The organism is Chitinophaga oryziterrae, assembly GCF_009758125.1.
Lineage (GTDB): Bacteria > Bacteroidota > Bacteroidia > Chitinophagales > Chitinophagaceae > Chitinophaga > Chitinophaga oryziterrae.
Genome location: NZ_WRXO01000011.1, coordinates 171,832 through 190,641, shown reverse-complemented (window position 1 = coordinate 190,641; position 18,810 = coordinate 171,832). Strand labels below are relative to the sequence as shown.

At 44.7% G+C, this 18,810-nt stretch carries 18 protein-coding genes; 8 read left to right on the top strand and 10 right to left on the bottom strand.

What is annotated here, in order from left to right:
- The first annotated feature begins 34 nt into the window (after positions 1 to 34).
- The gene (locus GO495_RS28045; RefSeq protein WP_157303267.1) at positions 35 to 511 is read left to right on the top strand and encodes an acyl-CoA thioesterase; all 477 of its coding nucleotides are present in this window, start codon (positions 35 to 37) and stop codon (positions 509 to 511) included.
- A gap of 35 nt (positions 512 to 546) precedes the next feature.
- Here GO495_RS28045 and GO495_RS28040 read toward each other — a convergent pair whose 3' ends face one another.
- From GO495_RS28040 to GO495_RS28030, 3 genes are all read right to left on the bottom strand, one after another.
- On the bottom strand, positions 547 to 2,313 hold the full coding sequence (locus GO495_RS28040; RefSeq protein WP_157303266.1) for an ABC transporter ATP-binding protein: 1,767 nt from the start codon (positions 2,311 to 2,313) through the stop codon (positions 547 to 549).
- Between the two features lie 157 nt (positions 2,314 to 2,470).
- The gene (locus GO495_RS28035) at positions 2,471 to 2,725 is read right to left on the bottom strand and encodes a hypothetical protein (RefSeq protein ID WP_157303265.1); all 255 of its coding nucleotides are present in this window, start codon (positions 2,723 to 2,725) and stop codon (positions 2,471 to 2,473) included.
- Positions 2,726 to 2,814: 89 nt separating this feature from the next.
- Positions 2,815 to 3,072 (bottom strand): hypothetical protein, encoded by a 258-nt coding sequence (locus tag GO495_RS28030; protein WP_157303264.1) that lies wholly within the window; start codon positions 3,070 to 3,072, stop codon positions 2,815 to 2,817.
- A gap of 86 nt (positions 3,073 to 3,158) precedes the next feature.
- On the opposite strand from GO495_RS28030, the gene GO495_RS28025 reads away from it, so the two are divergent.
- Positions 3,159 to 4,358 carry a DUF763 domain-containing protein gene (locus GO495_RS28025; RefSeq protein ID WP_157303263.1) on the top strand — a complete coding sequence of 400 codons (1,200 nt, stop codon included), beginning with the start codon at positions 3,159 to 3,161 and terminating at the stop codon, positions 4,356 to 4,358.
- Here the strand turns inward: GO495_RS28025 and GO495_RS28020 are convergent.
- Both GO495_RS28020 and GO495_RS28015 read right to left on the bottom strand, forming a co-directional pair.
- Complete coding sequence (locus GO495_RS28020; protein ID WP_157303262.1) at positions 4,347 to 5,117, bottom strand: TIGR03915 family putative DNA repair protein; 771 nt, start codon at positions 5,115 to 5,117, stop codon at positions 4,347 to 4,349. The genes GO495_RS28025 and GO495_RS28020 overlap by 12 nt on opposite strands.
- A 316-nt stretch (positions 5,118 to 5,433) precedes the next feature.
- Positions 5,434 to 7,116, bottom strand: a complete 1,683-nt coding sequence (locus tag GO495_RS28015) for a hypothetical protein (protein ID WP_157303261.1) — start codon at positions 7,114 to 7,116, stop codon at positions 5,434 to 5,436.
- A 140-nt stretch (positions 7,117 to 7,256) separates the two neighbouring features.
- On the opposite strand from GO495_RS28015, the gene GO495_RS28010 reads away from it, so the two are divergent.
- The 4 genes from GO495_RS28010 to GO495_RS27995 are packed head-to-tail and all read left to right on the top strand — an operon-like array spanning position 7,257 to position 10,822.
- On the top strand, positions 7,257 to 8,144 hold the full coding sequence (locus tag GO495_RS28010; RefSeq protein ID WP_338075479.1) for a decaprenyl-phosphate phosphoribosyltransferase: 888 nt from the start codon (positions 7,257 to 7,259) through the stop codon (positions 8,142 to 8,144).
- Positions 8,144 to 9,478: an FAD-binding oxidoreductase gene (locus GO495_RS28005; protein ID WP_157303260.1), complete on the top strand. Its 1,335-nt coding sequence runs from the start codon at positions 8,144 to 8,146 to the stop codon at positions 9,476 to 9,478. The genes GO495_RS28010 and GO495_RS28005 overlap by 1 nt, the downstream gene beginning before the upstream one ends.
- 20 nt (positions 9,479 to 9,498) lie before the next feature.
- Positions 9,499 to 10,230 carry an SDR family oxidoreductase gene (locus tag GO495_RS28000; protein ID WP_157303259.1) on the top strand — a complete coding sequence of 244 codons (732 nt, stop codon included), beginning with the start codon at positions 9,499 to 9,501 and terminating at the stop codon, positions 10,228 to 10,230.
- Position 10,231: 1 nt separating this feature from the next.
- Positions 10,232 to 10,822 carry an HAD family hydrolase gene (locus GO495_RS27995; RefSeq protein WP_157303258.1) on the top strand — a complete coding sequence of 197 codons (591 nt, stop codon included), beginning with the start codon at positions 10,232 to 10,234 and terminating at the stop codon, positions 10,820 to 10,822.
- A 335-nt stretch (positions 10,823 to 11,157) separates the two neighbouring features.
- On the opposite strand, the gene GO495_RS27990 is transcribed toward GO495_RS27995, so the two are convergent.
- Together GO495_RS27990 and GO495_RS27985 are read right to left on the bottom strand one after the other, a co-directional pair.
- Positions 11,158 to 11,925, bottom strand: a complete 768-nt coding sequence (locus GO495_RS27990; RefSeq protein WP_157303257.1) for an acyl-CoA desaturase — start codon at positions 11,923 to 11,925, stop codon at positions 11,158 to 11,160.
- Positions 11,926 to 12,070: 145 nt separating this feature from the next.
- Complete coding sequence (locus tag GO495_RS27985) at positions 12,071 to 13,690, bottom strand: ABC transporter substrate-binding protein (protein ID WP_157303256.1); 1,620 nt, start codon at positions 13,688 to 13,690, stop codon at positions 12,071 to 12,073.
- 134 nt (positions 13,691 to 13,824) lie between these two features.
- Here GO495_RS27985 and GO495_RS27980 point away from each other — a divergent pair, with 134 nt between their 5' ends.
- Positions 13,825 to 15,459, top strand: a complete 1,635-nt coding sequence (locus GO495_RS27980) for a M1 family metallopeptidase (RefSeq protein WP_157303255.1) — start codon at positions 13,825 to 13,827, stop codon at positions 15,457 to 15,459.
- Between the two features lie 3 nt (positions 15,460 to 15,462).
- On the opposite strand, the gene GO495_RS27975 is transcribed toward GO495_RS27980, so the two are convergent.
- Together GO495_RS27975 and GO495_RS27970 are read right to left on the bottom strand one after the other, a co-directional pair.
- Positions 15,463 to 16,122, bottom strand: coding sequence for an NADPH-dependent F420 reductase (locus tag GO495_RS27975; protein ID WP_157303254.1), 660 nt, complete (start codon positions 16,120 to 16,122; stop codon positions 15,463 to 15,465).
- Positions 16,123 to 16,220: 98 nt separating this feature from the next.
- A complete protein-coding gene (locus GO495_RS27970; protein WP_157303253.1) occupies positions 16,221 to 16,958 on the bottom strand; it encodes a menaquinone biosynthetic enzyme MqnA/MqnD family protein in 738 nt (245 codons plus the stop codon).
- Between the two features lie 106 nt (positions 16,959 to 17,064).
- Between GO495_RS27970 and purB the strand changes: the two genes are divergently transcribed.
- Positions 17,065 to 18,402, top strand: a complete 1,338-nt coding sequence (gene purB, locus GO495_RS27965) for an adenylosuccinate lyase (RefSeq protein ID WP_157303252.1) — start codon at positions 17,065 to 17,067, stop codon at positions 18,400 to 18,402.
- Positions 18,403 to 18,408: 6 nt separating this feature from the next.
- Here the strand turns inward: purB and GO495_RS27960 are convergent, their stop codons facing one another.
- The gene (locus GO495_RS27960; RefSeq protein ID WP_157303251.1) at positions 18,409 to 18,765 is read right to left on the bottom strand and encodes a YraN family protein; all 357 of its coding nucleotides are present in this window, start codon (positions 18,763 to 18,765) and stop codon (positions 18,409 to 18,411) included.
- Between the last annotated feature and the right edge of the window lie 45 nt (positions 18,766 to 18,810).

The following is an 18,810-nucleotide window of genomic DNA, read 5'->3' as shown; positions in this document are numbered from 1 at the left end:
AAGTTATTAACTTGCATTTATTATTTTAGGACTGATGATAGATACAACCACCAACACCGTTACGCTGCGTTTTCTGGCAGAACCATCTGATGTAAACTTTGGAGGCAAAGTGCATGGAGGAGCTGTAATGAAATGGATCGACCAGGCGGGTTATGCCTGTGCCGCCAACTGGAGCGGGCAATATTGCGTGACCGTTTATGTCGGGGGTATCCGTTTCTTTAAACCGATCGCTATCGGGGATATCGTAGAGATTACAGCTACTATCATCCTTACAGGGAATAGCAGTATGCATATTGCTATCAATGTACAGGCAGGTAATCCGCGTCATCAGACGAGGATTAAGACTACGCACTGTGTAATGGTATTTGCCGCAGTGGACGATCAGGGTAAAACGGTCCCTGTACCAAAGTGGACCCCGCAAACACCTGCTGCCAGGGAAATGGAAGCCTATGCAAGAAAGTTAATGCACCTGAGACAAAATATTGAGGATGAGATGAAACCGTATATGTAGAGCCCATGCGCTATAGGTACCGGTATCATGAGTACTTAATGAGTGAATTGCATTTCGCTTAAATTTTTATAGAGTCCCCCTTCCATACGCACCAGTTCCTGGTGGGAACCTTGCTCTACAATGTGCCCTTTATCCAGTACGATAATTTTATCTGCCTGACGGACAGTGCTCAGGCGATGAGCAATGACAATAGAGGTTCGTCCTTCCATCAGTTTTTCCAGTGCGTCCTGCACCAGTCTTTCCGATTCAGCATCCAAAGCAGAAGTAGCTTCATCCAGTATCAGGATACGTGGATTTTTCAGTACGGCCCTGGCAATAGCGATTCGCTGACGCTGGCCACCGGAAAGTTGTACACCCCGTTCACCGACAATGGTATCCAGTCCGTCCGGGAAGCGTTGTATGAATTCCCAGGCATTGGCCTTTTCAGCAGCCGCTATTAATTCTTCGACAGGAGCATCCGGGCGTCCATAAGCAATGTTTTCACGGATAGTACCGCCAAAAAGGAATACGTCCTGTGGTACGATGGCCATCTGACTGCGGATAGCAGATAAGGGGAATGAGCTGATATCTTTCCCATTGAATAATATATTTCCTGCAACAGGATCATACAGGCGTAACAGTAAGGAAACGATGGTACTCTTACCAGCGCCACTTGGTCCCACTAATGCAATCTGCTGATCTGCAGCAATATCAAAAGAGATATCTTCCAATACCTGTAAATCATCTCTTGAAGGGTAACGGAACGTGAGGCGATTGAAAGAGATCTGGCCGGTGAGCTGATGTTCAGGAGCGATTTTAGCGCTGTCTGTAATAGGTTCTGCCGGTTCATCGAGGATCTCCAGTAAGTTTTCCGTAGCGCCGATGCTTTTTTGAATGCTGGCGTATACTTCTGCCAGACCCGCGACAGAGGCTCCTATGAAACTTGAATAGAGAATGAAGGAAAAGAGCATTCCGGCAGCCAGTTTACCTGCAGCGATCATCAATGCACCCTGCCAGATAACGGCTATCATAGCGCCGAAAATACCGAGGATCATACTGGCTGCGAACACCCCTCTGAAGGTACCGGCCTTGATACCTGTATGGGCTACTTCGGTCGTTTTCTTCTTATAGCGTTTCATCTCGAAGAACTCATTGGCAAAGGCTTTTACGTTGAGGATCCCCTGTAAGGTTTCCTCCACAATCGTATTAGCTTCAGCGACTTGCGTCTGAGCCTTTTTCGAATAACGGCGAAAAATACGTCCAAAAAAAAAGGCGATGACCATGATGACGGGAAGAGAAGACAGCATCAGCAGGGTCAGATACAGGGAAGTATTCAGCAACAGGATGATCCCTCCTACAATGATGATCAACTGACGGATGAATTCCGCGACGGTGGTCGTAAATGTTTCCTGTAACAGGGAGATATCTGAAGAAATACGGCTACCCAGTTCTCCCACTCTCCTGCCGGAAAAGAAACGCATCGGTAACTGTATCAGGTGGTTGTAAATGTGTTGTCGTAATGAGGCAAGTGATTTCTCGGTCACATTTACGAAGAGAATGATCCGCAGGTAACCGAAAATACCCTGCGCTACCAGTATCCCTACCAGCAGCAGACCGGTATGATTGATGGCTTCTGCCATTTTCTTACCGGTACCGGCATCAACCAGTTGCCCCAACAGCTTTGGGAAGGCCAGGTTAGCGATGCTTGACAGGAAAAGGAATAGTAAGCCCAGGCTAAACGCTGGCCAGTAAGGCTTTACGTATTTGTATAAGCGAAACGTTTTCTTAAATGAACTGATTTTAACCTTAGTATTTTGTTCCATTAGCTGTTATTAGGGATAACTTCTCAAAAGAGTACTACAGGTTATGACGGGCTGGAAAGGTAAATATTTTAACCTTTACAAAAAAAGAAAGGAAGCCATATAGGCTTCCTTTCTTTTTCCTTTCTCTACATATAGTGTGCACCGCACACAAATTATCTTAATGTCTGCGTCTTTTAGAAGTATCGTCAGCACCTGTACCATAGCGGGCGGAATCCTCGCCCGGGTTTACGGCACCTGCGGGCATCTCTGCACCAGGTACGGTATCACTTAAGGAAGTATCAGGTATTGCTGCGGAAGAATCCATTGTGCTGACGGATGTTGAATCGGTGCTGCTCTTGTTACCACTACCGCAGGCGGCTAAACTGGTTGTACCTGCTATAATCAGCGCCAATAAAATATTTGTCCCTTTCATAGAAAATATTTTTTACAGTTAACAAAGCCTTGTGGACATCAACAAATTGATGACATTAAATTCCACAATTAGTAGAAGTTAGCGCACAATTAATGAATAGGCGTGGAATCCGGTTTCATGCCTGTTGTGTCCGAATGCATAGTCGCAGTATCTACCGGCGCAATGGATGATGTATCACTTTGCATGGAAGCAGTCGTATCGGAATTACCTGCGCTGTTATTCGCGCTGCCACAGGCGAAAAGGAATATGCTGATAATGATTGCCAGACAGGCCGTGATACCTACTTTATATAAAGCGAGACGTATTGTTATTGATTTGCTGCCGAGATCCTTGGTTTGCATTTTCATGAGTTCTTATTATCAGGTTAAACAATAAATTCAATGATTCCCCCCAATGATGGAAAGAATTGTGCCAATGCGTATTTTTGTAACCTATGTCACGTGCTTACGCAGATCTCCCCCTTCATTATGGTCATGTTCCCCTCTGGCTGGCAAAACGAATGAGCCTGTTGGGTGGCGCCATTGTGGAAACCATTCTCGCGGATTATGGTAAGGCGGAGGTATTGCGCCGCCTGAGTGATCCCTGCTGGTTCCAGGCGCTGGGTTGTGTGATGGGAATGGACTGGCACTCTTCCGGGATTACAACGAGTGTAATGGGTGCATTGAAGAAAGCCGTGAACCCGCATGCGAAGGAGTTCGGGATTTACATTTGTGGTGGCAAAGGGAAACATTCCAAACAAACGCCGGAAGAACTGCTGGTGGTGGCTGAAAAAACGGGGTTGAATGCGCAGATGCTGGTGCGTAGCAGCAAACTGGCGGCTAAAGTAGATAATACGGCGGTACAGGATGGTTTTCAGTTGTATCTCCACTCCTTTATTGTTTCTGATGAAGGCGACTGGTCCGTGGTACAACAGGGAATGAATGATGCCAGCGGTATGGCCAGGCGGTATCACTGGCATTCTGCTGCTTTTCAGCACTTTACGGAGGCGCCACATACGTTTATATATGGACAGAACCAGGGGCTGATCCTTAACCTGACGGATAAGGATGCAATGTCTACCAAAGCGGGATTACTGCAACTGGTGAAGGAGGATCCCCGGAAACTGCTGCCTGAAATACGGAGTATCGTGATGCCCTCACATCATGATGTACGGGCGAAAGATGTGGACCTGAAGAGACTGGGGAGTGTGCTGGCGCTGGCGCATGAGAGAGAACTGCTTGATTTTGAGTCTTTGTTGTTGTTAGAGGGGCTGGGCCCCCGCACTTTACAGTCGTTGACGCTGGTGAGTGAGGTGATTCATGGTACGCCTTCCCGGTTTACAGATCCTGCAAGGTTTTCCTTTGCACATGGCGGGAAGGACGGGCATCCTTTCCCGGTCCCCGTGAATGTCTATGATGAAACGATTAATACATTGCGGGATGCGGTGAACAAGGCGAAGATTGGCCAGACTGATAAACAGGACGCTATCCGGAAATTATCTGTTTTGTCACAGCAACTGGAAAAGGACTTTATTCCGAATGAGAATTTTGACCAGGTGATAGCCAGGGAAAGGAATGATTCCTGGCGGCATGGCGGCAGGACGGTGATGGGAAAATCCAAACCCCCAGACCCGCAACTGAGTTTATTTGATTGATCCTTCTGCCAGGTATTTCCAGTATCTTCTGGGCATATGCTGCATCTGCAAGCGCTGGTTGTTACTGTTACCAACGGGCAGGTCCCGGTCACATGCTTTCCATATCTGCTGATAAAACACTTCTTCCGGACCCCATATGTTACCTGAATGATGATAACGGGCATCGAAGTTCTCATTGAACTGTAATCTCACCGTTTCTACATTTTGTAAGTTATAATAGATGCCAAAGCGGCGGCGCTTATCATAAATCAGCCAGTACTGGTCGGTGTAATGTTCTTTAAAATGCCTTGCGATCAGGGGTAATACATTATAATCCGGAGAGATAATGTCATAATAGATGTTGTCTTTGGTCAGCTGAAAGCTCACAAGGCTTTCCATACGGTGTTTTTCCCGGTATACCTTTTTAGATAGCTGGGCCATATGCGTGCTATGTAAGTTACTTTCATCTGATAGTACAACATCTTTATTACCAAGTACATAACGGATATACCCTACCATGTTATCTTCTTCAGCAGGCAGCTCTGAGAGGTAACAGCAGAAGAACTGCTGCAGGTTATCCGGGGATACTTTTTTATTTAAACCGGCCCATACACGCTCTGCATTTGCGATAATGGTAGGCATAAAAATCACATCTTCATAAGCGCCACGGATATGTTCCTGTTCCTTGCGGATACGGATATCCATTCTCCGCTGCCAGTACATATCAAATACACAAGATAGGAAACCGTCAAAGGTGCCATCGTACAGCCACGTAGTCATTGTTACAGGTATTAAATTAATCTAATAAATTAATAGACAATCTTTTGTGCGAATTAATGGATATTGAAGTTTATTATCAGGTTGCTGTTAAATAAGGGGTTGGTTTTTCAATAAAGCGTATTAACGTTGCACTGCGAAAATACTAATTATTTTAGTATTACTAATTAATTTAGTAAATAAGTTATTCACAGGAAGCAGATGATCAGGATATGAAGAGCTTCTGATAAGCATTAAAACAGGTCTGTCTTACGCTTATCCTACGTTTTTCAACGTAAGATAAACGTAAGACAGACCTGTTTTGAACCTGTTCAGGTGCTTATCGCACATAGACTTCAATAGTAGCATTGGTTGGACGACGGGGAGCCAGGAAGGTATCTATCCTGTGATAATTATCCCTCAGCTCCTGCTGAATCGCAAAAGGGTAAAAGTTATTATTGGCGGGAGCATATTCGTATAATACGATATCGTAATGATGTGCCCTGATCTTTTGCGCATAAGTATGTAACTGCTGGTTGAACATTCCCACACCCAGATGATACCATAAAGGGATATCTGAGCCTGTTTCCAGCTGGTAAGGCATGGCTTTAGCCAATGGTGTTAATTCGGTCATATTCAGCATCTTAAGACTATCCTTCTTTTCCTTTACAATAGGTAAGGCCATTATCCTTTCCATACCATGTACCGTAGATGCCGGCATATAGATTTTCTTAAAAGGCTCCAGGTTTGAGAAGATCCATTCGGAAACAGGCACGTCATTCGGATCTCCTTCATTCATATAGTTATTCCGGGAAACCACGTTTTCACCTGTTTTGCTTACCTGGGGATTATACTTTGCATATGTGGTATCAGCATCCGCATTTTCCTTTACCTGGACTTTTGGAGGTAATACGCGGGACACTACTTTATCCAGGTATTTCCAGAAAGTGCCTGACCACCAGAACATCACCAACAGCGTCATTATAGCAAAGGGTTTCCAGGAAGAAAGGTTGATTTTCAATTGTTCCTGTAAACGGGAAGCGATGAATGCAAAGGCAAAGGCATGAAAGAAGATGTTATTATCAGGAGGCGTATAACTCGTTACCTGGAAAATGGACGCTTCTGCCAGGATGCCCAGGGTAAGCAGTGCAAATAACACTTCTTTCTTATTACTCCAGAAAGATTTCCATTCACGGAACGCCGGAATGAGGCATAATACCACCAGCAATACATATAATTTGATCCACTGGGACTGGGCCAGTATTTCGGATATAATATCGTATAAAGACAAACGGGAATTATGTGGCGGCTGTCCGTGGTTGAACCAGTAGCCGAAACCATAAGGGACTAAAGGCAGAATAATGGTAGCCGCCACTAATCCGTAGAAAGCCAGGAACATAGGGATGTCCCACCATCTCTTTTCCTGGAGGCTGTTACAGGCCAGTAAAGCAAGAGACAGCAGGAGTGCGAGTCCACCCCCGTCCTGTTTCGTAAAGAAAGACAGGAAGGTGAAAAATGCGGAGAGGAATAAAAAGAGGAACTGTATACGGCCTTTGGGACCTGTAAGGAAACGGAACAGGAATGCCAGTCCGATAAGTTCATACACGATCACCGTTTGGTTGTACCAGGGCCAGAAGTTGAAGAAGGAGTAAGATAATACGAAGAGTAATACTGAAACGATACGCAATACGGGCTTAACATCCAGGCTTTTAAGAATAGACCGGAAAGCTAATCCGGCCAGAATGTTCATCAGCACCTGGGCTTTTACCAGTGAAATGAGCTGTGCGCCAAAGAGTTTGAAGAATAAGGCCGGCATTAACCAAAAGCCATATCCTAATGGTAATCCGAAATCCTTGTAGGGAACCTGTCCCTGAGAAAGCCGGTAAGCACCTTCCCAGGATAGAAAAATGTTTACGCGATAAGGGAATGTAACAAAAAGGGGAACAAGCGCCAATCCTATAATGATGATCAGTTCAGTGATGAAAGCGCTTTTTTTACTGAATGGAGTATAAACTGACGACATAACCAAAGGGGGGAATATTGATGAATAATTTATCAGAATGGGCTCAAAAATAGTAGAATTAACGGAAGTTTGATGTTTTTAGTTGCCATTTGTTCCATAATCCATCGTATCTTGGCGCCAAGATATAAAGATTAATCCCCGTGCAATATTTTAAATTACTTAGACCTTCCCATTGGGTAAAGAACCTTTTCCTGTATATACCGCTGTTCTTTGCCGGAGAAATCTTCGATCTGTCAAAAATAGTCGGGATACTGATCGGGTTTTTCGCATTTAGTCTGGTTGCAAGCAGCATCTACATTATAAATGATTACAAGGATATAGAGGCCGACCGAAACCATCCTGTTAAATGTAAACGTCCGCTGGCATCAGGGGCGGTATCAAAACCTGCGGCTTTGGTGGTCTTTGTGTTATGCCTGGTGATAGGTGGAGCGCTGGCCTGGTATGTGAAACCAAAATTCGCATTCGTTGTAGGTATTTATTTCATCATCAATGTGTTATATACTTTTGGACTGAAGAATATTTCCATCCTGGATATACTTATTTTATCAACTGGTTTTGTGCTGAGGATCAAAGCAGGTGGTGTGGCTGCGAATGTTGCCGTGTCTGAATGGCTGATGATCATGGTCTTTCTGCTGGCGTTGTTTATGGCGATTGCCAAACGCCGGGATGATGTGCTGATCAAGACCCAGTTGGGAAAAGATATGCGGAAAGCGTCCAAGGGGTATAATATGGATTTCATGAATGTGATGCTGGCCCTGGTATCTGCTGTGATCATTGTAGCCTACCTCATGTATACCATGGCCCCTGAGACCATGGAGCGTTTCCATACCTATCGCCTTTACTATACCTGCCTTTTTGTAATTGGCGGATTATTACGATATTTGCAAATAACATACGTAGAGAACAATACAGGTTCTCCTACCAAAATCCTATATAAAGATCGTTTTATTCAATTAACCATACTCCTGTGGGTGCTTAGCTTTTATGTACTTATTTATTTACCCACTAACAAAAGTTTTTTTGAGTAATGGAAAAACGGTTGGCAAACTGGGGCAACTACCCAGCTCTCTCCTGCGATGAATCAACATTTTCGCAGGATGAACAGATACAGGATTTTATATCCTCCCACAATTCAATAATAGCGCGTGGCAATGGCCGCTGCTATGGAGATGCTTCACTGGCAACTTTCAGCGTATCTACCCTCAAGTACGATAAGGTGCTGGCTTTTGATACCGTTAATGGTATTTTTGAGTGCCAGTCCGGTATTACTTTAGACCAGATCCTGGAGATTATCGTTCCTGAAGGCTGGTTCCTCCCTGTTACCCCCGGTACAAAATTCATTACGGTAGGTGGCGCGGTCGCCTCTGATGTACATGGTAAAAACCATCATGTGGATGGCTCTTTTTCCAATCATATCATCAGCATGGACGTAATTACCGGTAACAAGGATACCATTACCTGTTCTGCGCTGGTGGAACCAGACCTGTTCTGGGCTACCTGTGGCGGTATGGGATTGACCGGTATCATTACCAGGGTGAGGTTTTATTTAAAGAAGATCGAAACTGCCTATATCAAACAAAAGCAGATCAAGGCCCGTAATCTGGAAGACCTGATCCGTTTATTTGAAGAATATAACAAGTACACTTACTCCATGGCCTGGATTGATTGCCTGAAGAAAGGCGATTCTTTTGGCCGGGGTATCCTGATAGTAGGCGAACATGCTACTGCAGATCAATTGAGCGACAGCCAGCGGAAAGACATTTTAAAAGTTCCGGGTAAGGGCAAGCTCACCGTTCCATTTAATCTCCCCTCCTTTATACTTAATACGTTTACCGTTAAGGCATTCAACTGGTTATATTATAACAAGAACACCAAACGTGAGATCAACAATGTAGTGTCGTACGAACCATTCTTCTATCCGCTGGACGCGATCCTGCACTGGAACCGTGGTTATGGTAAAGCAGGCTTTGTACAATACCAGTTTGTATTACCACTGGAAAAGAAAGACGGTCTGGTTAAGATCCTGCAAAGGATCAGTGACAAAGGCCTGGGATCTTTTCTGGCTGTACTAAAGGTATTCGGTAAACAGGAAAGCCTGATCTCATTCCCGATGGAGGGTTATACCCTTGCCCTGGATTTCCCGGTGCGGAAAGGTCTGTTTGAGTTCCTGGATGAACTGGATGCCATTGTACTGCAATATGGTGGCCGGTTATATCTCTCAAAAGATGCGCGAATGAAACAGGAAGTGTTCTGGAACAGTTACCCCAACGCACAGAAATTCGCTGCTATTGTTAAAACGTATAATGGGGATCAGGTATTCCGCTCCGTACAATCTGACAGGCTGTTATTAACCGAAAAATAGCCTGATTTTAAACTTTTTATATGCCTACTGTTCTTATTTTAGGAGCTGGCTCCGATATGGCCATAGCTATCGCCCGTCAGTTTGCCGGTGAAAAATACGATATACAATTAGCTGCCCGCAATGCAGGTTCGCTGAATGCCCTGCAACAGGACCTTCAGATCCGTTGTCATGTGAAGGCAAGTGTTTTTAGCTTTGACGCGACTGACTTTAACAGTCATGCTGCTTTTTATGCGGGTCTGCCGGTGAAGCCGGATATCACCGTCTGTGTGTTCGGATACCTCGGCGACCAGGAAAAGGCACAATCCGACTGGACCGAGGCTGCCCGCATTATCAATACTAATTATACAGGCGCAGTTTCCATACTCAATATCGTGGCTGATGATTATGCAGCCCGTGGTACCGGTACTATTATCGGCATCAGTTCTGTAGCCGGTGAGCGTGGACGACAGAGTAATTACATATATGGAAGCGCCAAAGCAGGTTTTACCGCTTATCTCAGTGGCTTGCGTAACCGCCTGTTTCACAAAGGCGTGCATGTGCTGAGTGTACAACCAGGTTTCGTATATACCCGTATGACGGAAAATCTCACCTTACCTCCGTTATTAACAGCACAGCCACAGCAGGTAGCTACAGCTGTGTACAAAGCGGCGAAGGCAAAAAAGAATACGGTGTATACCAAATGGTTCTGGCGTTATATCATGCTCATTATCAAATCTATACCCGAAAGTATTTTCAAAAAATTAAAGCTCTGATATGAAACCATCTATTGCTTTTTTTGATTTTGATGGTACTATTACGCGGAAGGATACATTGTTCGAGATCATCCGCTATCATAAAGGTGAAGCGTCTCTTTATATGGGGCTGCTGGTCCTTTCCCCTGCGCTGATATTATTTAAGATGAAGCTGGTTTCCAACCAGGCTATCAAGCAGTTAGTGCTGCAATACTTTTTCCGGAATATGCCGGAAGATGTTTTTCGTGAGCGCTGTGCGGAGTTTTGCCGCGATCGTTTGCCTTCTCTCGTACGGGACAGCGCGTTGAATGCGATCAGGCAACATCTGGCCAAAGGTCACCAGGTGAGTGTGGTGACAGCTTCCGGTCAGGAGTGGGTAGCGCCCTGGTGTGAGAGTTTGGGGATCGGGTGTATCGGCACCCGGTTGGAGATCAGGAATGCAAAGATTACCGGCAGGATACATGGTGTGAATTGTAACGGAGAAGAAAAGGTGAACCGCATCCGGCAGCAGTTTGATCTCTCCGGTTACGATGATATTTACGCTTACGGAGATACTGTTGGAGATAAGCCGATGTTGCAGATGGCAACTTATGGGTACTTCAGGAGATTTTAAAAGTATACGGTTAATACGGGTGAAACCAATAGGCCCCATGCCTGTAATAAACGTCAAAAACAACATAAAACGCTATATAACCGTAAACAGATTGGTATATAACAGGTATATAAGCCCTATCTATATAAGTACGGCTTATATACCTGTTATATACGGGTTATATAGGGCTTATATACGGGTTATATATGCTAATGCACAGATTCTCAGCATATTATCAGTATACACTAATATTTCAATGCTTTTTTACTACTGATTATCAATAGATTAAAATATATAATAAAAAAGAAAGGCTCCGTTCTTATGAACGGAGCCTTTCTTTTTTATCTTTAGAAGCATCAGGCAGCTGCCTTCATCTTCACTACTTTCACTTTTGCAGTTTTCAGTTTAATGATACCTATGAAGTTGAACACCTTCATTACCTGATAGCTTGGATCGAACTCAAACCATTTCTTTGCGAAGTTAGGACTGTCTTTGAATTTGTGGTGGTTGTTCTGGAACAGTTCACCCATTAACAGGATACCCCAGGGACTGGTGTTTTTAGACTGATCATGGTTATCAAAGCTGCTATAACCGTATTTGTGACCGCACCAGTTTACTACTGCACCCTGGATTGGGCCCATCAGGAAGTGGATTGGCAACAGCAGGAACCAGATCCAGCTTGGAGCAAATACGATATAGAAACCGATATATATTGCTGCCCATACGATACGGGTAGCGAAGTGATCACCAAATTTGTCCATTGCGTCCCATTCTGGTAATGGGTCTTCAGTGAATTTAGGATCGGGTGTGTTTTTACGTGTAACAAAGTCGTTGTACATAGCGCGTGTCTGCACCATCATATGCCACACATCTTTGAAGAAGTGCGGAGAATGCGGGTCTTTTTCAGTATCACTGTACTCGTGGTGCATACGGTGCATTACAGCATAAGCGCGTGGCACTAAATAAGAGGTACCCTGGAAAAACCATGTACTAAAATAAAACACTCTCTCCCAACCTTTAGTTGCTGTATACATCTGGTGTGATCCATACCTGTGCAGGAAAAAGGTGTGAAAAAACAAGGACATGAACCAGTGTACAAAAAAGAATATTAAAATCGCAGTCATTTCAAATTTATAAAATGTAAATAATTAGGCGCAAAGGTAGCCCAAAAATGATTGTAAATCATATTGATAATTGCGTATCAGGGATAGATATGGTTTATATAATACCCCAAATAGCCGCAGTAGCCATGTTGGTAAAATGTTAAATTTAGCGGGAGATGTAAACCTTTCTTAACTCTAATGAGTTGAGTCCGTTATTACCCAATCCATGTACATTGGGCTGGATGAGGTGGATGACCTCGTCGTAAAACAGCGGTACAACGGGAGCATCGGCCACTATGATGCGGTCCATCTGCTGGTAGAGGCTGTAGCGGATGGAGTCATTATTCTCCTGAAGCGACTGTTCATATAGCTGGTCAAAAGCCGGATTTGCATAGCGGGTATAGTTGGGTGGAGCCGGGTTTTTACTATAGAATACGGCCAGGTAGTTCTCCGCATCTGCATAATCTCCCATCCAGCTGCCCCGGAAGCAAAGGGCTTCTGATTTAGCGGTCTGCTCCATTAACAATGCCTTTTGCATTACTTCTACCTGTATTCTAATGCCTAGCTGCTGTAACTGGTTGGCCACGTAATTGGCAAAGTCTTCGTAGATGGGGATGGATAACAGTTTTATTACGGGCAAACCTTTGCCTTCCGGATAACCAGCTTCCTTTAAGAGACGCGCCGAAAGTGCGGGATTATAGGTATAGCCTTTTACTTTCACGGTGTCGAAGGAAGGTAAGCCTGCCGGGACAAAGCCGGCATTGGCAGGTATGCCGATCCCGTTACGGAGATAGGTGATCATTTTTACACGGTCTATGCCGTAGTTAATGGCCAGTCGTATCTTTTTCAGGCGTGTGGGTGACCCTTTTACCACCTCCTTCGTACTATCCAGCAGGAAGCCGAAGTACTCCACATTTAAGTAAGGCCCTTTCTCCAGTACCATTTTACCTACCCATTCCTTTTTCAATAATCCTCTTTTTGTGAAGACTTCATCCTTGAAGGAAGCGTCTATATCATTCATGAAGTCCAGCTGTCCCTGGCGGAACAAGAGGAACTCTGTAGCCTTATTATCCAGGAAACCCACCTTCACCGCATCCAGATAAGGCAGGCGATTACCAGCACTGTCCTTTTCGAAGTAGCGGGGGTATTTATGCAGGATGAGGCTTTGTCCTTCTTCCCATTGGTGGAATTGGAAAGGTCCGGTACCGCAGGGATGTTTACGGAAGTCTTTACCATACTTTTCAACTACTTCATGCGGTATGATGGAGCAATATTGCATACTGAGAATTCCCAGGATGGGATGAAAAGGTTGTAGCAGGGTGAGCTGGAAAGTTGAATCATTGATAGCGGTAAATCCTTTACCGATATCTACTTTTCCATTGAAAATCCAGGCGCCGGGTGAGGCAGTAGCCGGGTCCATGATGCGTTTTAAGCTGTATACCACGTCATGAGCGTTCATTTTACGCCCCTTCCCTCCTATAAACGATTCATTATCATGAAAATAGACATCTGTTCTTAAATGAAATACAAAGGTTTTATGGTCTGCCGCCACTTCCCAGCCCTTCGCCAGGCATGGACGGATATTTAACTGATTATCAGGCTCTACGAGGGTGTTATATACTTGCTTTACTGCCCATATAACGGATTGACTTTTAGCAAAAGCAGGGTCCATAGTAGCGATCCCTTCCGTTACATTGTACCTGAACACTTGTTTATCAGTATGTTGCGTGTGTTTGCAGGCAACTAAAGTGCTAATTAATATGATAATGAGTGTTCTTACCTGCATATTCTGTTTAGCTTCATGTAAAATGTGAAGTACGGCTTAAATCTAATATTTAGCATTATGTTGTGCATTTATTATTAACCGTTTAGCATTCAAATGAAAATTAATTATCTTTCCGTTATAAAATACCATTTTTTATGCGTGGCATTCCTATGCTTTTTATGGTTTTGATGATAGCGCTGACAGCTAATGCCCAGCAGGAAACATTCACCCATGCGGATACGTTAAGAGGCAGTATCACACCGGCACGTGCCTGGTGGGACGTACAGAATTACGACCTGCATGTAAATGTATTTACCGGGGACAGTACCATTACCGGTTACAACATAATTACCTACAAGATATTAAAAACCGACAGCATCATGCAGATTGATCTGCAGCCGCCCATGGAAGTTGACAGTATCACCCAGGACGGTCAAAAGCTGGCTTACGAACGGGAAGGCAGCGCCATCTTTGTACGTACCCTGGCCAAACAACTGAAAGCTACTTCTAAAAAGATTGGTATTTACTACCGGGGCAAACCTAAAATTGCGGTGAACCCTCCCTGGGACGGTGGTTTTATGTGGAGAAAGGACGAACAGAACAGGCCATGGATCTCGACTGCCTGTCAGGGTTTAGGCGCCAGTGCCTGGTGGCCTAATAAAGACCATCAGAGTGATGAACCGGATGATATGACCATCTCCATCACGGTACCGCCTTTAATGACGGCAGTGTCTAATGGCCGGTTAAAGAAGCAATTTGATAATAAAGACTATACTACCACTTTCGTCTGGTACGTGAGTAACCCGATCAATAATTATGACGTGGCGCTGAATGTAGGCAGTTATGTAGAGATCAAAGATTCTTACCAGGGAGAAGGCGGTAATCTCGATCTTTCTTATTGGGTAATAGATTATAACAAGGATACGGCCATCAAACACTTTGCTGTGGTAAAACCGATGCTTCGCTGTTTTGAGTACTGGTTCGGGAAGTACCCTTTTTACCAGGATAGTTATAAACTCGTGGAAGCGCCTTACCTGGGTATGGAGCATCAGAGCGCAGTTGCATACGGCAATAAGTTCCAGATGGGGTATTCCGGAAGAGACCTTTCGGCCAGTGGCTGGGGATTAAAATGGGATTTCATCATCATACATGAAAGCGGTCATGAGTGGTTCGGGAACAACATTACCAGTAAAGACATCGCCGATATGTGGATCCATGAGAGCTTTACCAACTATTCGGAAACACTGTTTACGGAATGTGAGTATGGCCCTAAAGCAGCTTTTGAATACGTAACGGGGATCCGTAAGAATATCAAGAATGATATCCCGATCGTAGGACCTTATGATGTGAACAGGGAAGGCAGCGGGGATATGTATTATAAGGGGTCTAACATGATACATACCATCCGGCAGATCGTCAACAATGACAATGTTTTCCGGGATATTTTACGGGGAATGAACCAGACATTCTACCATCAGACGGTGACTGCCAGGCAGATAACGGATTACTTTAACCAGATGACGGGTATGAACTTCGACAAGGTATTTGAGCAATACCTGTTGCATACGACTATCCCTACACTGGAATATCACTTTAACGGAACGCAGTTACAGTTCCGCTGGGTGACGGATGTCATTGACTTTAATATGCCGGTGAAGGTGACGCTGAGTGATGATGGTTACCGGTTCATTTATCCCGGAAAGAAATGGCAGACAACGACTTTCACAATGACTGATAAAAAGCAGTTTAAGGTAGATCCTAATTTTTATATCAATATAAAAGAGAGATAGTCGTCACTTTAAGACGAGCTTAAAGGCGTGCGTCCAGGTGCCTGTTCTGAAGCCGTAGGCATACCAGAGGATACTAAGCGGTTCAATGTTCCGGCTCATTTCAATGCTGCCCATGTCTACTACATCATGCCAGCCCATCTCGGCCAGTAGTGTGGTAACGGTTGTTTTAGCAGCGCGTTTGTTTCCACAGATGAACATCGTAGGTGCGTTCTGTTCTTCCTTTGGACGGAACATGGATTCATGACCAATGCAACTGAGCGCCTTTACGACATAGGCATCAGGAGGTAACCAGGCCTGTAGCTGTTCGCCGGCAGAATTAGTATGCCCTATCGAAAATGACAATCGCCCCTGTTGATCAGGGCCTTTACCATCGAGGGGATTGGTAACATCTACAATGACTTTATTCTTGAAATTCCATAAACCGGCAGCTTCAATTGCTTTTTGGGTACCTGCCCAACTGGTGCAGATGACAAGTAGTTCTCCCTGGGCAGCAGCTTCACGGAAAGTGGTGATCGTTACCTTTGGCCCCAATTTCTTTACCCACTGCTGTAATGAATCTTTAGAGGGATTGCGGGTTCCCAGCACAACTTCATGACCTGCCATTACAAGACCTTCACCTAACGTAAGTCCTACCGGACCACTGCCGAGGATGCCAATTTTCATTTGTCAGGTATTTGAGTGAACAGAAAGGACGTCTAATATAAATAAAAAAGCTGAATGTATATCAGAGTATACATTCAGCTTTTTCAGTTCTTTTTCTTCTATCGTAAAAAACTCAGGAACTTCTGCATACCCTGTCTTTTGGCGGGGGTAAGCGGGAAACTGATGTTTTGAGTATAGTAAGTACTAAGGTCGTACACATCGTAAGGGTTTTCTGCTACCACAGCGGGTATATTGTTGATACCTATAGCGTTCGCATTACTGAACTGCTGAATGAATTCAACAGGCAGGGCCTTGTTGCTGATCCAGGCAGCGAAGACAAAGGGAAGGCTGGTAAAGCGCATCCAGTGTTCTGCAAGGTCATAGATGTATGGGGAGATGTGGCGTTGGGCCAGTGCGCGGTCGCCGATAACCAATCCGGCGTCGGTGCCTTTGATCCTGTCTTCATAACCGCCGGTTGTTTCTACCAGTTCCACCTGTAACTTCCAGTGGTCGCGGACCAGCACCTTTAGTAATGCCACTGAAGAGCGGCTTTGATAATCGAGGTAGATACGTTTGATATCATGCAGGGGTACTTCGCTGAAAAGGCAAACAGATGCTACTGGTCCCTCTGCTCCTATGCAATAATCAGAAATAATATGATACTCTTTTAATTTTGGAATAATTGCCACCGGTACAAGCGCTACATCTACCTCTCCGTCAATCAGTTGCTGCGCTATCTTTGCCGGGTAATCCATGCTTAAATCGATCATTTTCATCACCTGGTGATCCCTGAATCCGTATAATAATGGCTTGGTATTCAAATAACTTACTGCCGCTACTTTTACTTTCCGTTCCAATTTCAGTAATTTTGCGGGCTAAATTAGGCAAATTTTAGCTACCGGTGGTTAGTCTCCCTGAAAGAGATCATCCCGCAGGTTGGAAATTAATAGATAAAATAACATTATGCAATTACAATCTTTAACTGCTATTTCCCCACTGGACGGGCGTTACCGTAAACAACTGGAAGAACTGGCCCCTTATTTTTCAGAATTTGCACTCATCCGTTACCGTGTGCTGGTAGAAGTTGAATACTTCATTGCATTGTCTGAACAGAAGCTGTTCACACTTCCCAAACCACAGGCAGCGGCGTTGCGCAGGATCTACCAGGAGTTTACCATTGAGAATGCCCAGCAGATCAAGGACAGGGAAAAGGTCACTAATCATGATGTGAAGGCAGTTGAATACTTTGTAAAAGATGAACTTACAAAACTGGGACTGGAAGACAAACTGGAATGGGTGCATTTCGGGCTTACTTCCCAGGATATCAATAATACAGCTACGCCTTTATTCTGGAAAGAAGCAGTGGAGCATGTGTATATGCCGGCTATTTCCAACCTGGTACTGGCATTGAAGAAGATGGGAAAATCGTGGATGAAGGTGCCTATGCTGGCGCGTACGCATGGCCAGCCTGCGTCTCCTACCATACTTGGCAAGGAAATACTGGTGTTCGTGGAAAGACTGGAAGGACAGATACAATTGTTTGGGGCGATCCCATTTGCAGCGAAGTTTGGCGGAGCTACCGGTAACTTCAATGCGCACTATGTAGCTTTCCCTAAGACGAACTGGGAACGTTTCGGTGATAAGTTCGTGAATAACACACTGGGATTACAGCGTATGAAATTCACCACACAGATAGAACATTATGATAACCTGGCAGCGCAGTTTGATACGTTGAAACGTATCAATACCATCCTGTTGGATTTTTGCCGCGATATCTGGCAATATATCTCTATGGATTATTTCAAGCAGAAGATTAAGGCCAATGAAGTAGGTTCTTCTGCGATGCCGCATAAAGTGAACCCTATTGATTTTGAAAATGCAGAAGGTAATCTTGGACTGGCGAATGCCCTGTTTGAGCACCTGAGCGCTAAGTTACCTGTTTCCCGTTTACAGCGCGATCTTACCGATTCCACCGTACTGAGGAATGTGGGGGTGCCATTCGGGCATACAGTGCTGGCGATGAAGTCTGTACAGAAAGGGATGGATAAGCTGATCCTGAATGAAGCGAAGCTGCATGATGACCTGGAAAATAACTGGGCGGTAGTAGCAGAAGCTATCCAAACGGTGTTGCGCAGGGAGAATTACCCGCAGCCTTACGAAGCGTTGAAAGCGCTGACACGTGGCGGAGAGCAGATCACACAGAAGACGATGCATAAATTTATAGAGGGATTGAAGATCAGTGCAACGTTGAAGAAAGAATTAAAGGCGATTACGCCACATAATTATACAGGCATCTGGTAAAATCAACTAAAAAGCATCTTCCATATGTAACAACTCATGGGTCCCATCCGGCTGGAATGTGATGGCTATTACATCAAAACGGATGGCGGGTGGTGGCTGAGGCATACGCTCAATATAAGCTTCAGCTGCCGCCTGTAAATAACGCCTTTTACCCGCATTCACTTTTTGTTCAGGCCAGCCGTACAGGTTATTTGACAGGGTCTTGACTTCTATGAATACCAGGCAGCCAGGCTGACTGGCTATAATATCGATCTCCCGGCGGCCATGCCGCCAGTTGATGTCTAATAAATGGTAATGCTGCTGAAGAAGATAATCCTGTGCCAGGAGCTCTCCTTTTTTGCCTAAATCGAGGTGGGATGCCATTTAAATTTGACTAATTTTGAGCCGCTGTGGTTAACAATCATCGAA